General features: G+C 46.5%; 11 protein-coding genes. 7 read left to right on the forward strand and 4 right to left on the reverse strand.

The features are described from left to right. The first annotated feature begins 112 nt into the window (after positions 1–112). Positions 113–817 (forward strand): MBL fold metallo-hydrolase, encoded by a 705-nt coding sequence (locus tag FBF61_RS05605; protein ID WP_138476228.1) that lies wholly within the window; start codon positions 113–115, stop codon positions 815–817. A 73-nt stretch (positions 818–890) separates the two neighbouring features. Next, positions 891–1,688: a ThuA domain-containing protein gene (locus FBF61_RS05610; RefSeq protein ID WP_138477062.1), complete on the forward strand. Its 798-nt coding sequence runs from the start codon at positions 891–893 to the stop codon at positions 1,686–1,688. A gap of 9 nt (positions 1,689–1,697) precedes the next feature. On the opposite strand, the gene FBF61_RS05615 is transcribed toward FBF61_RS05610, so the two are convergent. Next, on the reverse strand, positions 1,698–1,919 hold the full coding sequence (locus tag FBF61_RS05615) for a hypothetical protein (RefSeq protein ID WP_138476229.1): 222 nt from the start codon (positions 1,917–1,919) through the stop codon (positions 1,698–1,700). Positions 1,920–1,990: 71 nt separating this feature from the next. After that, the gene (locus FBF61_RS05620; RefSeq protein WP_138476230.1) at positions 1,991–3,214 is read right to left on the reverse strand and encodes an RsmB/NOP family class I SAM-dependent RNA methyltransferase; all 1,224 of its coding nucleotides are present in this window, start codon (positions 3,212–3,214) and stop codon (positions 1,991–1,993) included. Between the two features lie 477 nt (positions 3,215–3,691). Between FBF61_RS05620 and FBF61_RS05625 the strand changes: the two genes are divergently transcribed. The 4 genes from FBF61_RS05625 (at position 3,692) to FBF61_RS05640 (ending at position 7,704) form a co-directional block, all read left to right on the forward strand. Then, entirely contained in the window at positions 3,692–4,129 is a 438-nt protein-coding gene (locus FBF61_RS05625) for a DUF2147 domain-containing protein (protein ID WP_138476231.1), read from the forward strand. Positions 4,130–4,243: 114 nt separating this feature from the next. After that, entirely contained in the window at positions 4,244–5,257 is a 1,014-nt protein-coding gene (locus tag FBF61_RS05630; RefSeq protein ID WP_138476232.1) for an LLM class flavin-dependent oxidoreductase, read from the forward strand. Between the two features lie 37 nt (positions 5,258–5,294). After that, positions 5,295–6,269 (forward strand): helix-turn-helix transcriptional regulator, encoded by a 975-nt coding sequence (locus FBF61_RS05635; protein WP_138476233.1) that lies wholly within the window; start codon positions 5,295–5,297, stop codon positions 6,267–6,269. Positions 6,270–6,417: 148 nt separating this feature from the next. Next, positions 6,418–7,704 carry an O-acetylhomoserine aminocarboxypropyltransferase/cysteine synthase family protein gene (locus tag FBF61_RS05640; protein ID WP_138476234.1) on the forward strand — a complete coding sequence of 429 codons (1,287 nt, stop codon included), beginning with the start codon at positions 6,418–6,420 and terminating at the stop codon, positions 7,702–7,704. Positions 7,705–8,730: 1,026 nt separating this feature from the next. On the opposite strand, the gene FBF61_RS05645 is transcribed toward FBF61_RS05640, so the two are convergent. Then, complete coding sequence (locus FBF61_RS05645; protein WP_138476235.1) at positions 8,731–10,875, reverse strand: S9 family peptidase; 2,145 nt, start codon at positions 10,873–10,875, stop codon at positions 8,731–8,733. A gap of 239 nt (positions 10,876–11,114) precedes the next feature. On the opposite strand from FBF61_RS05645, the gene polA reads away from it, so the two are divergent. After that, positions 11,115–13,997, forward strand: a complete 2,883-nt coding sequence (gene polA, locus FBF61_RS05650; protein WP_138476236.1) for a DNA polymerase I — start codon at positions 11,115–11,117, stop codon at positions 13,995–13,997. 77 nt (positions 13,998–14,074) lie between these two features. Here polA and FBF61_RS05655 read toward each other — a convergent pair whose 3' ends face one another. Next, positions 14,075–15,601 carry a SusD/RagB family nutrient-binding outer membrane lipoprotein gene (locus tag FBF61_RS05655; protein WP_138476237.1) on the reverse strand — a complete coding sequence of 509 codons (1,527 nt, stop codon included), beginning with the start codon at positions 15,599–15,601 and terminating at the stop codon, positions 14,075–14,077. Positions 15,602–15,617 lie beyond the last annotated feature (16 nt).

Consider the following 15,617-nt stretch of genomic DNA (forward strand, 5'->3'; position numbering starts at 1 on the left):
TATTAAGTAGCAGGGTTATTTTAGGAGAATATTGAGATAAAGTTTAGTACAACAATGATGTTCTGACCAAAGATCTGTCTATTTTTATTGTTACGAACAAAAACCTTACCCAATGAAACAATTATCCAAACATGTTTACCAGCTATCACTGGGCGCTGTAAATGCCTTTGTGATAGCTGATGAAGAGGGCCTGACACTGGTGGATACCGGATATCAGAACAGCAAAGAGAAGATATTCTCAGCCATCAGAGAGGGCAAAAAAAAGCCGGAAGATATCAGGAGGATCATCCTTACACACGCACATCCGGACCATAGCGGCAGCGCAGCGGACATCAAAAACACGTTGAACGTGCCCGTCTTTGCCCATGAGGAAGATGCCACACTCCTGGAAGCAGGTATTGGTGGCAGGCTGCCCCATGTACTGTCGCCGGGTGTGGCCAACTGGCTTATTTTCCATATTTTCATAAAAAACAGCCCAAATAAAACAGACGTCCTCGTTGTTGATAAAAAGCTGAAAAATGGAGATATTCTCCCCTTTGCCGGCGGTATTGAGATCATACACACACCCGGCCATTCCAAAGGGCACATATCGCTTTTGGTTAAAAAGGAAGAAATCCTGATCGCCGGCGACATCTGCGCAAATATGCTCGGCCTTGATTACAGTACTGTGTATGAAGACAGGAAACAAGGCATGAAAAGTATTTTAAAGGTCGCCGATTATGACTTTGAAACAGCGGTCTTCGGCCACGGGCGCCCGCTTATTTCGGGAGCGAACCGTAAACTGGAACAAAAGTTCGCACCAGCCCTGTCGTGGTAACTTAATGATCAATTATTCCCTGAAAATGAAAAATCCTTGCTTACGGAGATTGGCTGGTATTCTGCTCGGCCTGATGCCGTTTTTATCTGTGCTGGAATTACAAGCACAAAACACTGACAGTCAGTTTAATGTAATAGCATTTTTTACCGGAAAAAATGACAAAGCGCACATCAGCTTTGTAAATGAAGCAAACAGACATTTTCCCGAAATGGCGAGAAAATACCACTTCACTTACGACTCAACCAGTAACTGGGACAATCTGAACGCGGAGTTCCTTTCGAAATATCAGGTGGTGCTTTTCCTCGATACCCGGCCAGAAACACCCGGACAACGTACAGCATTTCAGAAGTATATGGAGGATGGAGGTGGGTGGATCGGTTTCCATTTTGCTGCATTTGCGCTCACTCCCTCCGCCTACCCGCAAAACTGGAACTGGTATCACGACGAATTCCTGGGATCCGGCCAATATAAAAGCAATACCTGGCGGCCCACATCGGCCATTTTGAAAGTAGAAGACCCATCCAGTCCGCTAACAAAAAACCTTCCGGCAACATTTAAAGCGTCGCCAAATGAATGGTACAGGTGGGAAAAGGATCTGAAAGCAAATCCGGATATCCGTATCCTGTTATCGATAGATCTGGCCAGTTTCCCCCTCGGGACCGGCCCCAAACAGCATGAGATATGGCATAGCGGATATTATCCGGTGGTGTGGACCCACGCCAAATACAAAATGATGTATCTCAACATGGGGCATAACGATATCGATTATGAGAACAAAATCAATAAGGAACTGTCTTTTTCATTCGACAATGAAGCCCAAAATCAACTGATACTTAACGCATTGATGTATTTTGGGTCGGGAAGACAGTAGGTAAAAATACTATTCCTCTTTATCCGATTCTTTATCGGAATTATCATCCTGTTCCGCTTTGTCGGCATTCATTCCGGAACCGGTGCCAACTCCCGGCGAATCCGTGCCGGGAACATGGGATTTCGGGTTTAAGGGTGCCAGCCCATCAAGTTCGGGATAGCTGGTAGCTAGTGGCTTATCGCCCGGAAACTCGCTGAAACTTAGTTCGTAGATGATGGTTTGGTACAGCATACTCAGTATGTTTGATCAGATACAAACAGCTAAAAAATCATACCCATTCACACCCCGGCGATACTTTTTCACTATTTTCTTTCCAACAAGGCCATGTAAAAGCCGTCGAACCCATCGCCTGCAACCGAAGTGCGATGCTCGGACACGAACTTCCAATCCTTTTTATGCTGCTTCGCAAACCTTTTCACCTGATCTTCGGATTCCGACGGAAGCACACTGCATGTCGCATACACCATTTTCCCCCCTCTCTTTACCATGTTGCTATACGTGCTCAGAATATGCCATTGAACGTTGCGGATATTGTCGAGAAACTGCGGTTTCAGCTTCCATTTTGTATCCGGATTCCTTCTCAAAACCCCTAATCCGGAGCAGGGGGCGTCCAAAAGTAGCCTGTCGGCTGTGCCTGCGAGGCTTGTGATGATGTCATCTGATGTGATCAGCATCGTTTCAAGATTCTCCACACCATTCCGTTTGGCTCGTTTTTCGAGCTCGGATAACTTGTGATAATCAATGTCCATAGAAAGGATTGAACCCTGATTTTGAAGCAAAGCAGCAATATGCAGCGTTTTTCCACCAGCGCCGGCACAAGCGTCGATAACGCTCAGCCCGGGCTGCACATCCAGAAATGGCGCGATCAATTGGGATCCCGCATCCTGGACCTCAAAAAATCCCTCTTTGAAAGATTCCTGCCCGAAAACATTCTGTCTTTTTTTGAGTACGAGTGCATTGGGCACATCCGACACAAGTTCGGTATTTTCATGCCCAAATAGCTCTCTGACAGCACCCACATTACTTTTCAGGGTATTGACACGCAAAACAAGAGGTGCCTGCTTATTGAGCGCCGCTACTTCTTCATCCCATTTGTCCCCTAGCTCGCTGTGCCCCAGATCGTCGATCCAATCGGGAATTGACTGCGCAATTTTAGGGAAAGACATTGCCTCTTTATAACGTTCCAAGACGCGGCTTGGCTCAATTTCTGCAAATTCTGTCCAAGCCGGTAATGTTTCTTCGCCGCCGCCGCCAAGGTGAACCGGTTTAATAATCTGCCAGGCTCCAAAAAGCTTCCAGAAATGCGCAGCTTCACCTGCTGCACCGAGCTCTCCCACATATTTGACCAGGCGCCACCAGCGCACCATTTCGTATGTATTTTCAGCTATAAATGCACGATCGCGGGCGCCCCACTTTTTATTGGATTTCAATACCAGCTCCACAACCTTGTCGGCTTGCCGGTTTTTCTGGAATACATTTTGCAGCGACTCCACCACCGCCTCTACAAGTCCTTTGTGTAATTTCAATGTCTAAAAATTTCCTGAGTTCGAAGTTTACAAAACTATCGATAATCGAAGGCAAATCCTTCATCCATATTTTCGTTCACTTCCCGATCCAGGAATAATATAATTCCGTGGCACAAATAAATCAAAGCCGTCACATGACAAGGCAGCAAGTTCGGAGCTGAAGGTCGGGTTTTTAATATCTTGAAAAAATTCATTTATTTTTCTTCGAATAAGAGTCGTATATTGTCTCACTAATTATATGCTCAAAATAGAAAATTAAGAAGACAGCGTCTACTTCCGATCGTAGTAAAATCATTGATTAGCTCAGTTTTGTCAATGTTATAAAATTTAACATTGTTAATTAACTTCTTTCACTGTTCAAATTGCGCAAAACGAGAGCCCGATGTGAATTTCAGTACAATTGCAACTATATTTTCAAATAGAACATTTTAAAGAGGAACATACTCAACGATAAGTATTTTACCCATATCATAAGCAATGCAGCGAATTACTTTTACCATACTTTTAACACTTCTCTATGCCGTCTGTCTGTCGCAAAACATAGCAGCAGATAAAATTCTGGGAACATGGTCCAATGAGGAAAATAATACCAGAATTGAAATTTTTAAAAAAGGTGCCCAATACTTTGGCAAGCTGGTATGGAGCATCGATCTCTACGAGCCGGACGGCAAGACAGCCCGCCGGGACAGCAATAACCACGACCTGAAACTGCAGGAAAGAAGCCAGGAAAATATGGAGATACTCATGAGCTTTACATACGAAGACGGTATCTGGGATGATGGGAAAATGTATGACCGCAAAAGCGGCAAAACCTACAGCTGCTTTATGAGAACCAAAGAAGACGTTCTGGAAATCAGAAGCTATGTCGGGATCCCCCTTTTCGGCAGGTCCACATACTGGCAGAGACAATTATAGTCCCACTCTTTTACCTCAAAACACATTCGCTATCCCGGAGGAAAGTACACTTTAGCCATACCCGGGAAACACAAACCCCTCCCCGCTTGTTGTCCTGAAAATACATTTTTCGTAATGGATAACATCAAATTAGGAGTATTAGACCAATCGGTTGTAAGACAAGGCGCAACTGTTCAGGAAGCGATTCTGGAAACGGTGGCCACGGCCCAGCTTGCAGAGGAACTGGGTTACAGCAGGTTCTGGGTTTCCGAACACCATAACTCTACCTTTATAGCCGGGTCAACACCGGAAGTTCTGATGGTGAAACTGGCCGACGCCACCAACCATATCCGTATTGGCTCGGGCGGTATCATGCTCCCCAATCACAGCGCCCTGAAAGTTGCGGAAAACTTTCGCATGCTCGAAACCCTTTTTCCGGGCCGGATAGACCTGGGCATGGGCCGCGCACCAGGCACCGACAGGCTTACATCGTCGCTCCTGAACCCTTCCAATGATTTCAGCGAAAGCAGCTACCTCCGTCAACTGGAGCATTTACAGCATTTCTTTAATGACACAGCCGGTACAGAACGCGGCTTTATTTATGCGACACCGCAATCCACGACAATACCTATGCAATGGATACTAAGTTCCAGCGGCGGAAGCAGCAATATTGCGGCCAGGTTTGGTCTCGGACTTGCCGTTGCTAAGTTTATCAACGGCTTTGTAAGACCTGATGTGGTTGAAACGTACCGCAGGAATTTCCGTCCCTCGGAACAGTACCCGGCCCCGCACGCACTTTTATCCGTCTTTGTCCTCTGCGGCGAAACCGAAGAAAAGGCTTTGGAACTGAGAAAAACAATGGATTACATCCTGATCGAATTCGAAAAAGGAAAATTCGGGCCGTTTCCGGATCGCCAGACGGTTATGAACTACCGTTTCACACCGGGCGAGCTGGAACGCCTTCGCTACAACAGCGGCAGGATCGTGTCGGGCACCAAGGAAGACGTGAAAAAGCAACTCACCGACCTCGCAAATGAATTTGAAGTGGATGAGATCATCATATCCACCATGGCCGACAGCGCAGAAGATCGCATCAGATCATTCGAATTGATTTCAGAAGCATTTAATTTGAGGGAAACAGTTCATTAATTTTATTTTTGTATCGAACATTAGCCGCCGATACAAAATGAACCGTTTTGACCGCATCACCGCGATATTAATTCAGCTTCAGTCCCGTAAGATCGTAAAGGCCCAGGACCTGGCCGAACGGTTTGAAATCAGTCTGAGGACCGTTTACAGAGATATCAGCTCGCTTGCGGAAGCGGGAGTACCTATTATCGGGGAGGCGGGTGTCGGCTATTCCATCATGGATGGCTACCGCCTGCCTCCTGTCATGTTTACGAAAGAAGAAGCGAGAACATTTATCACCGCCGAAAAGCTGATGGAGAAATTCACGGACTTTTCCACCCAGTCTCAGTACCAGTCGGCGATGTACAAGGTGAAGGCGGTGTTGCGCAGCAGTGAAAAATCAATGGTTGAGAATCTTGAAAACCACATCGCAGTCCGAAACAGCAATAACCCTTTCCCAACTCCCAACAGCAACGCACTTGATATTCTGCTGAAAAGCATCAGCGAACGAAAAATTGTCCGAATCAATTACGTGGCGATTGCATCCGACGGCCCAGTCGATCGGTTGATTGAACCCGTGGGCATATTCCATGAGAACAACTACTGGTATACCATCGCTTTTTGTTATTTGCGAAGGGCATACCGCAATTTCCGCTGCGACCGGATGCTCAAAGCCGAGGTAACCGAGAATCCCTTTCAACACCAGCATGCTCCGCTGAAGGATTTCCTGGCCGATTCCTGGGAACGACAAAACCTGCGCCTCGTCCGAATAAGGATGAAAAAAACTGCCGCCAGGTATGTTTCAAACCAAAAATACTACTACGGATTTGTCTCCGAGACGGTTGAGGGCGACGAGGTGGAAATGTCGTTCCTGACCGGCCATATTGAGTGGTTTGCCCGCTGGTACATGATGATCGCACCTAACGCCACGATCTGCGAACCCCAGGTGCTCAAAGATACGATCAAAATGCTGATCCGGCAGATCGCAGAAAATCTGGAAAAACCTGACACTGTGCCACAAGTCGCCATTTAGGCCGTTTTTACATACTATGGCGGAGTAATCAAAAGGTACCTTACCGGTAAAATGATAAAAAATATATTTAGAGCAAAAGAATACAATTTCTATATGCCTTATATTTTTTATTTAATACTTTTGGGTTGTCCACTTAAACGTATGAAAAATGAAATTTGAGACCTTGCAACTTCATGCCGGCCAACAACCGGACCCTGTGACCAATTCGCGCGCAGTCCCTCTTTATCAGACCACCTCGTATGTTTTTAACAACGCTGAACATGCGGCAAATCTCTTTGCATTAAAGGAATTCGGGAACATTTATACCCGGATCATGAACCCGACTACGGATGTTTTTGAAAAAAGAATTGCAGCACTGGAAGGCGGCGTCGCGGCACTGGCCACAGCGTCGGGGCACTCTGCTCAATTTCTGGCGATCAACAACATTACCACAGTCGGAGATAATTTTGTGACCACATCTTTCCTTTACGGAGGCTCGCATAACCAGTTCAAAAATTCTTTCAAAAACATAGGTGTCGAAGCCAGATTTGCAGACGGGGACGATGTTTCGAGTTTCGAAAAACTGATCGACGAAAAAACCAAGTTTATCTATCTTGAAACAATCGGCAACCCAAGTTACAGCGTTCCTGATTTTGAAGCGTTTTCAGCCCTCGCTACCAAGCATGACCTGCCTCTGATCGTGGATAATACTTTCGGTGCTGCAGGGGCTATTTTTCAGCCTATCAAACATGGTGCCCATGTGGTGGTGCAATCGGCTACGAAATGGATCGGCGGACACGGGACTTCCATAGGCGGTGTGATCGTCGACGCGGGAACCTACAATTGGGGCAACGGAAAATTCCCGCAGTTTACCGAGCCTTCACCAAGCTACCACGGACTGGTTTTCAATGATGTCTTCGGAATCGGCGGCCCATTTGGCAACATTCAGTTTATCATCCGTGCACGGGTAGAAGGTCTGCGCGACTGGGGTGCGGCATTATCGCCTTTTAACTCATTTCTATTTCTGCAAGGCCTTGAAACACTTTCACTTCGCGTGGAGCGCACAGCGGAAAACGCTCAAAAACTAGCGGAATGGCTGGAACAGCATCCAAAAGTGGAGAGTGTCAACTACATTGGCCTGGAAAGCAACAAGTACCATGGCCTGGCCAAGAAATACCTTACACGCGGTTTTGGAGGCGTGTTGTCGTTTACAGTTAAGGGCGACAAGAAATCCGCCGAAAGCTTTGTAGATAATCTCAAACTGATCAGTAACCTGGCCAATGTAGGCGATGCAAAAACCCTTATCATACATCCGGCTTCCACGACGCACTCGCAGCTGTCGGAAGCTGAGCAGGTCTCGGCTGGCGTGCTGCCTACCCAATTGCGTATTTCGCTGGGAATTGAGCATATAGATGATATAAAAGCTGATATTGAAGCGTCGTTGGCACAGATTTGAAGGGTCACGCCAACAAGCCCGAAGGGCTGAAATTTTTATAAAAAAATACAACAATTCCATTTACGTGAACCCCGTGAGGGGTGGCATTGGTCATTCAATGTCACCCCTCGCGGGGTTCGTTCTGGTTTTAGGCGATTATATTCTAGAATAATAACATCCCTTCGGGATTCCAGTGCTGCAAAATCCAAACAGTAGCCACGCAAAAGCCCGAAGGGCTGAAATTTTTATAAAAAAATAAAACGGTTCAATTTACGTGAACCCCGTGAGGGGTGGCATCGGTCATACAATGTCACCCCTCGCGGGGTTCGTTCTGGTTTTAGGCGATTATATTCTAGAATAATAACATCCCTTCGGGATTCCAGTGCTGCAAAATCCAAACAGTAGCCACGCAAAAGCCCGAAGGGCTGAAATTTTTATAAAAAAATACAGCGGTTCCATTTACGTGAACTCCGAAGGAGTGACATAAGGACCAATGTCACTCCTGACCGGGTTTGTTCTTATTTAGGCGATTATATTCTAGAATAATAACATCCCTTCGGGATTCCAGTTCTACCAAATCCGCACAGACGCGAAAGCGCGAAGGGCTGAAATTTTTATAAAAAAATACCGCAGTTCCATTTACGTGAACTCCGAAGGAGTGACATAAGGACCAATGTCACTCCTGACCGGGTTCGTTCTTATTTTAGGCGATTATATTCTAGAATAATGACATCCCTTCGGGATTCCAGTGCTACCAAACCCGCACAGACGCGAAAGCCCGAAGGGCTGAAATTTTTATAATAAAAATACCGCAGTTCCATTTACGTGAACTCCGAAGGAGTGACATAAGGACCAAATGTCACCCCTCACGGGATTCGTTCTGGTTTTAGGCGATTATATTCTAGAATAATAACATCCCTTCGGGATTCCAGTGCTACAAAAATCCAAACAGTAGCCACGCAAAAGCCCGAAGGGCTGAAATTTTTATAAAAAAATACAGCAGTTCGATCTCCGTGAACTCCGATGGAGTGGCATCAACGAGCCTCGCTACTTACTAATCCCCTCAAGCGCGAAAAGAAACGCATATTGCAGCGCCACTTCTTTCAGGTAGTCAAACCTGCCCGACGCGCCACCATGACCATATTCCATATTTGTTCTCAAAAGCAATACATTCTTGTCCGTCTTATGCGTCCGCAACCTCGCAACCCACTTGGCCGGCTCAAAATACTGCACCTGACTGTCGTGAAGGCCTGTGGTTACGAGCATATTGGGATAATCTTTTTTCTCTACATTATCGTAAGGTGAATACGATTTCATGTAGTCGTAAGAATCTTTGTTCTTAGGATTTCCCCACTCATCAAACTCATTAGTTGTCAATGGAATGCTTTCATCCAGCATGGTAGTAACCACATCTACAAACGGCACGTCCGCGATGATCCCTTTCCACAGATCCGGCCGTAAGTTGGTTACAGCACCCATCAGCAATCCGCCTGCACTTCCGCCTTCCGCATACAGATGCGCCGGAGAAGTATAATTTTGCTTGATCAGGTATTCCGCACAGGCGATAAAGTCAGTGAAGGTGTTTTTCTTTTTGAAAAGTTTGCCGTCCTCATACCACTGGCGACCCATTTCCTGCCCGCCGCGAATATGCGCAATAGCGTATACGAACCCACGATCCAGAAGACTCAGCCTGGAACTGCTGAATGCTGCGTCAAGACTGTTTCCATACGAGCCGTATCCGTAAAGCAACAGAGGCGTATCGGCATCTTTTTTAGTTGTTTTTTTATAAACAACGGAGAGAGGGATTTTCAAACCCTCCGCAGAAGTTGCGTACAGGCGTTCGGTAACATATTCTTCGGGATCGTATCCGCCTACCACTTCCTGCCTTTTTTTCAATTCCTTAGCTTTCGTCTCCATGTTGTAATCATACACCGAATTCGGCGTCGTCAGCGATGTATAAATGTATCGGAGATTGGTGCTGTTGAACTCAGGATTTGACCCGGCGTAAGCTGCATAAGCAGGTTCCCCGAAGTCCACATAGTGCTCCGAGTTTGTATTTATATTCCTGATGCGTAGCTGAAGCAGGCCATTCTTACGCTCTGTAACTACCAGATAATCTTTGAAAACATCGATTCCTTCCAGCAAAACGTCCTTTCTGGTCGGGATTACTTCTTTCCAGTTCTCAACACCGGTTTTGTTCAATGGCGTTTCCATCAATCTAAAATTCAGTGCATCCTTATTGGTCACGATCAGGAATTTATCGTTCTGATGCTCGATATCATACAGCACATCCTTCATTCTTGCCTGAAAAACCTCAAATTCTCCCTCCGGTTTGTCGGCGTCCAGAATGCGATACTCGGAAGACATGGTCGCTGAGGATGCGATGATTATAAATTTTTCCGATTTTGTTTTGCCTACGCCAATGTAGTTGCTATTATCTTTCTCAGTATACACCACTACATCCTTCTTGCTGTCGGTGCCCAGGGTGTGCCGTTTGATCTTTTCGCTCAGCAAAGTTTTGGGGTTGGTAGCGGTGTAAAACAATGTTTTGTTATCGTTAGCCCACTCCGAGCCGCCGGAAGCCGGGAAAACGGCGTCCGCATATATTTCTCCCGTTTCCAGGTTTTTGATATAAATCGTATACTGCCGGCGCGAAACGGTATCCACTCCGTAAGCAAGCAGCTTGTTATCGGGACTGACATTAAAGCCTACTGCCGAATAATAAGGGTGACCTTCCGCCATTTTATCCACATCCAGCAAAACAATTTCCGGCGCGTCCAGACTACCTTTTTTCCGGCAATACTTAAAGTACTGCTGCCCCTCCTCGCTTCTGGTATAATACCAGTAACCATTGCTGAACACCGGCACCGACTCATCTTTTTCTTTGATGCGGCCTTTCATTTCAGCAAACAGATTTTCCTGAAACTTGTCCGTACCGCTCATCATCGTATCCGTGTAGGCATTTTCCGCTTTCAGGTAGTCCACTACCTTATTGCTGTCGGGGCCTTTGCTGAAAAAATCAGCCATCCAATAATATTCATCGTTTCGTTTGTCGCCATGCATTCCTGTTTCATGGTCTTTCTTTTCTGCTACGGGCGGCGTTGCACCCGGCCATTGATATGCTTCTTTCACTTCTTTGTTTTGGTTACACGAAAAAATAACAACAGTAAAAATCAATAAAAAAATTCTCATATACAGCCTGTTTACAATATATTTAAAATGTAATGTATTTATAAAAGGTATTATTTGTTTCCAGTTTTCAATACTATTACGACATATAAACTATACTAAAAGATATGAACATTTAAAATGAATGAAATGTATTTAAAGTAATTAAAAATGACTGAACTTTAAAGCTACAAAAATCCGGATACAATCCATTTCATCGCTTTACTTGCACTATATTTGATTTCTTAAATCAAAAAGATCTTATGGATAAACCCGTTCACAAGTTGTTCCTTCTTGACGCCATGGCGTTGATATACCGTGCCCATTTTGCCTTTATCAAAGCGCCCCGGATCACATCTAAAGGACTGAACACCAGTGCGGTTTTCGGCTTTACAAATACCCTGCTCGAAGTTTTGCAAAAAGAGAAGCCGACACATATCGGCGTCGCTTTTGACACCTCAGCCCCTACTTTCCGTCACGTTCAATATGAGGCGTACAAGGCACAGCGGGAGGAGCAGCCCGAAGATATTACAATTGCTATCCCCTTGGTTAAAAGGTTACTGGAAGCCATGTGTATCCCTGTTCTCGTGCTTGATGGGTACGAGGCGGACGACATCATAGGTACCATTGCAAAGGAAGCTTCCACAGCCGGATTTGAGGTTTTTATGATGACGCCCGACAAGGATTACGGGCAGCTCGTGGAAGAACATGTGTACATGTATAAGCCGGCTTTCATGGGAAAAGGGGCCGAAAAGCTCGGTGTTCCCGAAATCCTGGAACGCTGGCAGATCAAACGCATTGATCAGGTGATCGACATTCTGGGCCTCATGGGAGATGCTGTGGACAATATTCCGGGAATTCCCGGCGTGGGTGAAAAAACCGCCCAAAAACTGATCGCAGAATATGATAACATTGAAAATCTGATCACACACGCAGACGAGATCAAAGGAAAGCTGGGAGAAAAGATCCGCGAAAATTTTGATAAAGCGATACTCAGCAAGCAGCTGGCCACCATCGATACCAAAGTGCCGGTCCCTTTTGATGCCGAGGACCTAACGGTCTGCCCGGCCAATAGTGATAAGATCATCGCGTTGTTCGACGAACTAGAATTCAAAACACTGAGACAGCGGGTGCTGGCCATGCACCAGCCTATCCAGATCACGCCTCCTTCGGGCGGTTCAAAACCAAAAGCTTCCGACAGCAAAGGCCAGCTCGACCTTTTTGGAAATGCCACGGAAGAAATCGGTAAGCAACCTGCCGTGATCAGCGAAAGTCTGGCCGACAGCGATGCCGCCGACCAGGGGTATCTGGAAGGGCAAATCCCGACTGCCAAAAGAACGATTGACAATACGCTCCACCGTTACCATACTGTGGACACGCCCGAGTTGCTGAAAAGCCTCGCATATTATCTGAGTATTCAGGAGTCATTTTGCTTTGACACTGAAACTACTTCGCTTGATACCATTGATGCAGAAATGGTAGGACTTTCGTTTTCCTACCTGCCGGGAGAAGCTTTTTACATTCCTGTACCGGCTGACAAGGAAAAGGCGCAGGAAATCGTAGAGAATTTCCGTGCAGTTTTTGAAAATGAAAATATCGGCAAGATCGGACAAAACATCAAATACGATATTCTGGTACTGAAAAACTATGGCATTGAGGTGAACGGAACATTAAGCGATACGATGCTTGCCCATTATCTGCTGGAACCGGACAAACGCCACGGAATGGATATACTGGCTGCATCCTACCTGAACTACGAACCTGTGTCAATCACTTCCCTGATCGGTAAAAAGGGCGTAAAGCAGGGCAACATGCGTGACGTCGCAATTCCGGAAATTACCCAGTATGCCGGCGAAGATGCGGACATTACCTTGCAGCTCAATAATATCTTTATCCAAGAACTTCCGAAAGTAAACGCCCAAAAGCTGTTCCAGACCGTCGAAATGCCGCTTCTAAAAGTACTGGCAGCTATGGAGAACAAAGGCGTAAGGCTGGACACGCAGGCACTGAAAGAGATGTCCGACGTACTAGAAGGAGACCTGCGGCAGACAGAATCTGAAATATATCAGGCAGCAGGCCAATCGTTCAACATCAGCTCTCCCAAACAGCTCGGCGAGGTGCTTTTTGAACAAATGAAACTCATTGACAAGCCTAAAAAAACCAAAACCGGGCAATATGCTACCGGTGAGGAGATTTTATCCGAGCTGGAAAACGACCACATCATAGCCCGTAAAATACTGGACTACAGAGAACTGCAAAAACTAAAATCCACTTATGTCGATGCGCTGCCCACGCTGGTCAGCAAACGTACCGGCAGGATCCATACTTCCTACAATCAGGCTGTGGCAGCCACCGGGCGATTAAGCTCTACGAATCCCAACCTGCAGAACATTCCGATACGTACCCCGCGCGGACGAGAAATCAGAAAAGCATTTGTGCCCGACAATGAAGAATTCCAGATCCTTTCGGCAGATTATTCCCAGATCGAACTCCGGATCATGGCGGCTTTCAGCGGGGACGCGAGTATGATAGAAGCTTTTAACCAGGGCCGCGACATCCATGCTACTACTGCCAGCAAAGTATTTAAAGTACCTCTTGAAGAGGTGACTTCGGATATGAGGCGTAAGTCTAAAATGGTCAATTTTGGTATCATATACGGCATTTCGGCCTTCGGTCTGAGCCAGCGGCTGGCCATTCCACGCTCGGAAGCTGCGGAGATCATCCGCTCGTATTTTGAAGAGTTCCCGGCTGTAAAAGGTTATATGGACCGCGTCATCAATGACGCCCGGGAAAAAGAATTCGTGGAAACCATTCTGGGCAGAAGAAGGTATGTGCCGGACATTAATTCCCGTAACCAGACCAACCGCGGATATGCTGAACGAAATGCGATCAATGCTCCGATCCAGGGTTCAGCTGCGGACATGATCAAAGTTGCCATGATTAATATACACGATTTTATTGCCAACGAAAAACTGAAATCCCGAATGATCCTTCAGGTGCATGATGAACTTGTGTTCGACGCGCACAGGGATGAAATTCCGTTGTTGAAGGAGAAAGTGGACGAGCTGATGCGTACGGCAATTGAGCTTCCCGTAAAAATGGAAACAGGAATAGGTGTCGGTGCCAACTGGCTGGAAGCACATTGAGCCTCCCAGAAAACAACAAAGCCGGGTTACGAAATGTAGCCCGGCTTTGTTGCAACTAAATCTGCCTGGTCAGGAATCTATTTTGCCACCCAGGTTCTTGTATTGAGGTCATCTGCACCCTGTCTGGTAACTGCCTCTTGCCTGCTGGCAGTGTTCAGCGACTGCTCAGAAAGCGGATATGGGAAGCGCACCGGCACTTTGTTACCATTCAGGTTGTCTGGTCCCGGTATGATCTCCGGGAATCCTGTGCGGCGCCAGTCGAACCAGGCCTCAGTTCCGTTGAAATAATAAGCGATCCACTTCTGTAAGCCTATTTTGGCCAGTTTTTCCTGGGTTGTACCAGTGTAAGCAACCGCTGCCTGAGTATAGTATGTAGCGGCTGGAGTTACGTTGATCCCGTACGAAGCGGGAACTACACTTTTCCAGTAGTCAAAGTTGGTTTTGATCCCGTTCAGGTAATACTCTTCGGCAGTACCGGTAGAGATCAATCCTTTTTCACGTGCTTCTGCCAAGGTAAACTGCAGTTCAGGATAATTCATGATAATACCACGGGGAGCGGCAGGGTCCGGAGGCGATTGGCCCGGATCATTGCACACCAGGCACGCGAATGTATATCCTACTCTGGAAACGCCCTGAGGACCTCCGTTATAGTTAAGTGCAGGAACATCTCCCAAACCGTTTGGAATACCTTCTATGACCGGTTTTCCAGCCGTTACAGACGATTGTGAAGCACGTCCGAAAACGTTCAGGCGGGGATCGCCCAGAGCCGTAAGACGATCGCTCAGTGTTTTACTCACACGGAATTCGTCAAACGAACCTACCCTGTTTCCATACAACGCCCACTGATTTGGCGCCGATGCCAGGTATTTCAATTCCGCATTGTCAGCAAGTCCTTCAAAAATCGGATTATTGGCAGGATCGCCGACGATCGCCTGTAAATCGGCTTTCACATCCTTCTGCTTGGAAATACGCATCAGGTAACGGATACGAAGCGAATTGGCCAGCTTTCTCCATTTGATCAGCGAACCGGCTCCTCCTCCAAAGAGAATGTCACCGCCTATGGCTGTTGAACTTCCCGCCAGTATTTCATTGGCTGTTTTAAGGTCTGCAAGAATCCCCGCATAAACAGACTCCTGCGTGTCATACTTGGTAAGATAAACGCCATCAGTTTTGCCTTTGATAGCATCTGTGTATGGAATGTCACCGTAAGAATCAGTAGCCAGCCCGAACATCCACGACTTCATGACCAATGCCACGCCACGGTAGCCATTCGCGTTGTCTTCGCCCACATAATCAAGGATATTCTTGATGTTACGCATGTTACCATAAACATTATCCCAGACAGAATTCTGCTGTCCCCAGAGGTAACGGTCTTCGTTCACGAACTGGATCTTGGCGTGGTGCTGCACAACGATGTTGCCGATACCCCAGGCCATGTTCACCTGTGAGTTGACCATGTTACGAATCACACCGGCCAGGAGCAAGTCTGGAGTTACACCATTCGGGACGTTACGGTTGGTATTGATCTCTTCAAAATCGTTGGTACACCCGCCTCCGGAAATGATTACCAACAAGAAAATATATATTGGAAGTAGCTTTTTCATTGTTGTCAAATTAGAA

Origin of the sequence: Dyadobacter bucti (genome assembly GCF_005869225.1) — a bacterium.
Classification (GTDB): Bacteria; Bacteroidota; Bacteroidia; order Cytophagales; family Spirosomataceae; genus Dyadobacter; species Dyadobacter bucti.

What these genes read in the sequence shown, in the direction of transcription:
- FBF61_RS05605 (WP_138476228.1), top strand. Translation starts at nt 113, where the DNA reads ATGAAACAATTATCCAAACATGTTTACCAGCTATCACTGGGCGCTGTA.
- FBF61_RS05610 (WP_138477062.1), top strand. Translation starts at nt 891, where the DNA reads ATGCCGTTTTTATCTGTGCTGGAATTACAAGCACAAAACACTGACAGT.
- FBF61_RS05615 (WP_138476229.1), bottom strand. Translation starts at nt 1,919, where the DNA reads ATGCTGTACCAAACCATCATCTACGAACTAAGTTTCAGCGAGTTTCCG.
- FBF61_RS05625 (WP_138476231.1), top strand. Translation starts at nt 3,692, where the DNA reads ATGCAGCGAATTACTTTTACCATACTTTTAACACTTCTCTATGCCGTC.
- FBF61_RS05630 (WP_138476232.1), top strand. Translation starts at nt 4,244, where the DNA reads ATGGATAACATCAAATTAGGAGTATTAGACCAATCGGTTGTAAGACAA.
- FBF61_RS05635 (WP_138476233.1), top strand. Translation starts at nt 5,295, where the DNA reads ATGAACCGTTTTGACCGCATCACCGCGATATTAATTCAGCTTCAGTCC.
- FBF61_RS05640 (WP_138476234.1), top strand. Translation starts at nt 6,418, where the DNA reads ATGAAATTTGAGACCTTGCAACTTCATGCCGGCCAACAACCGGACCCT.
- FBF61_RS05645 (WP_138476235.1), bottom strand. Translation starts at nt 10,875, where the DNA reads ATGAGAATTTTTTTATTGATTTTTACTGTTGTTATTTTTTCGTGTAAC.
- polA (WP_138476236.1), top strand. Translation starts at nt 11,115, where the DNA reads ATGGATAAACCCGTTCACAAGTTGTTCCTTCTTGACGCCATGGCGTTG.
- FBF61_RS05655 (WP_138476237.1), bottom strand. Translation starts at nt 15,601, where the DNA reads ATGAAAAAGCTACTTCCAATATATATTTTCTTGTTGGTAATCATTTCC.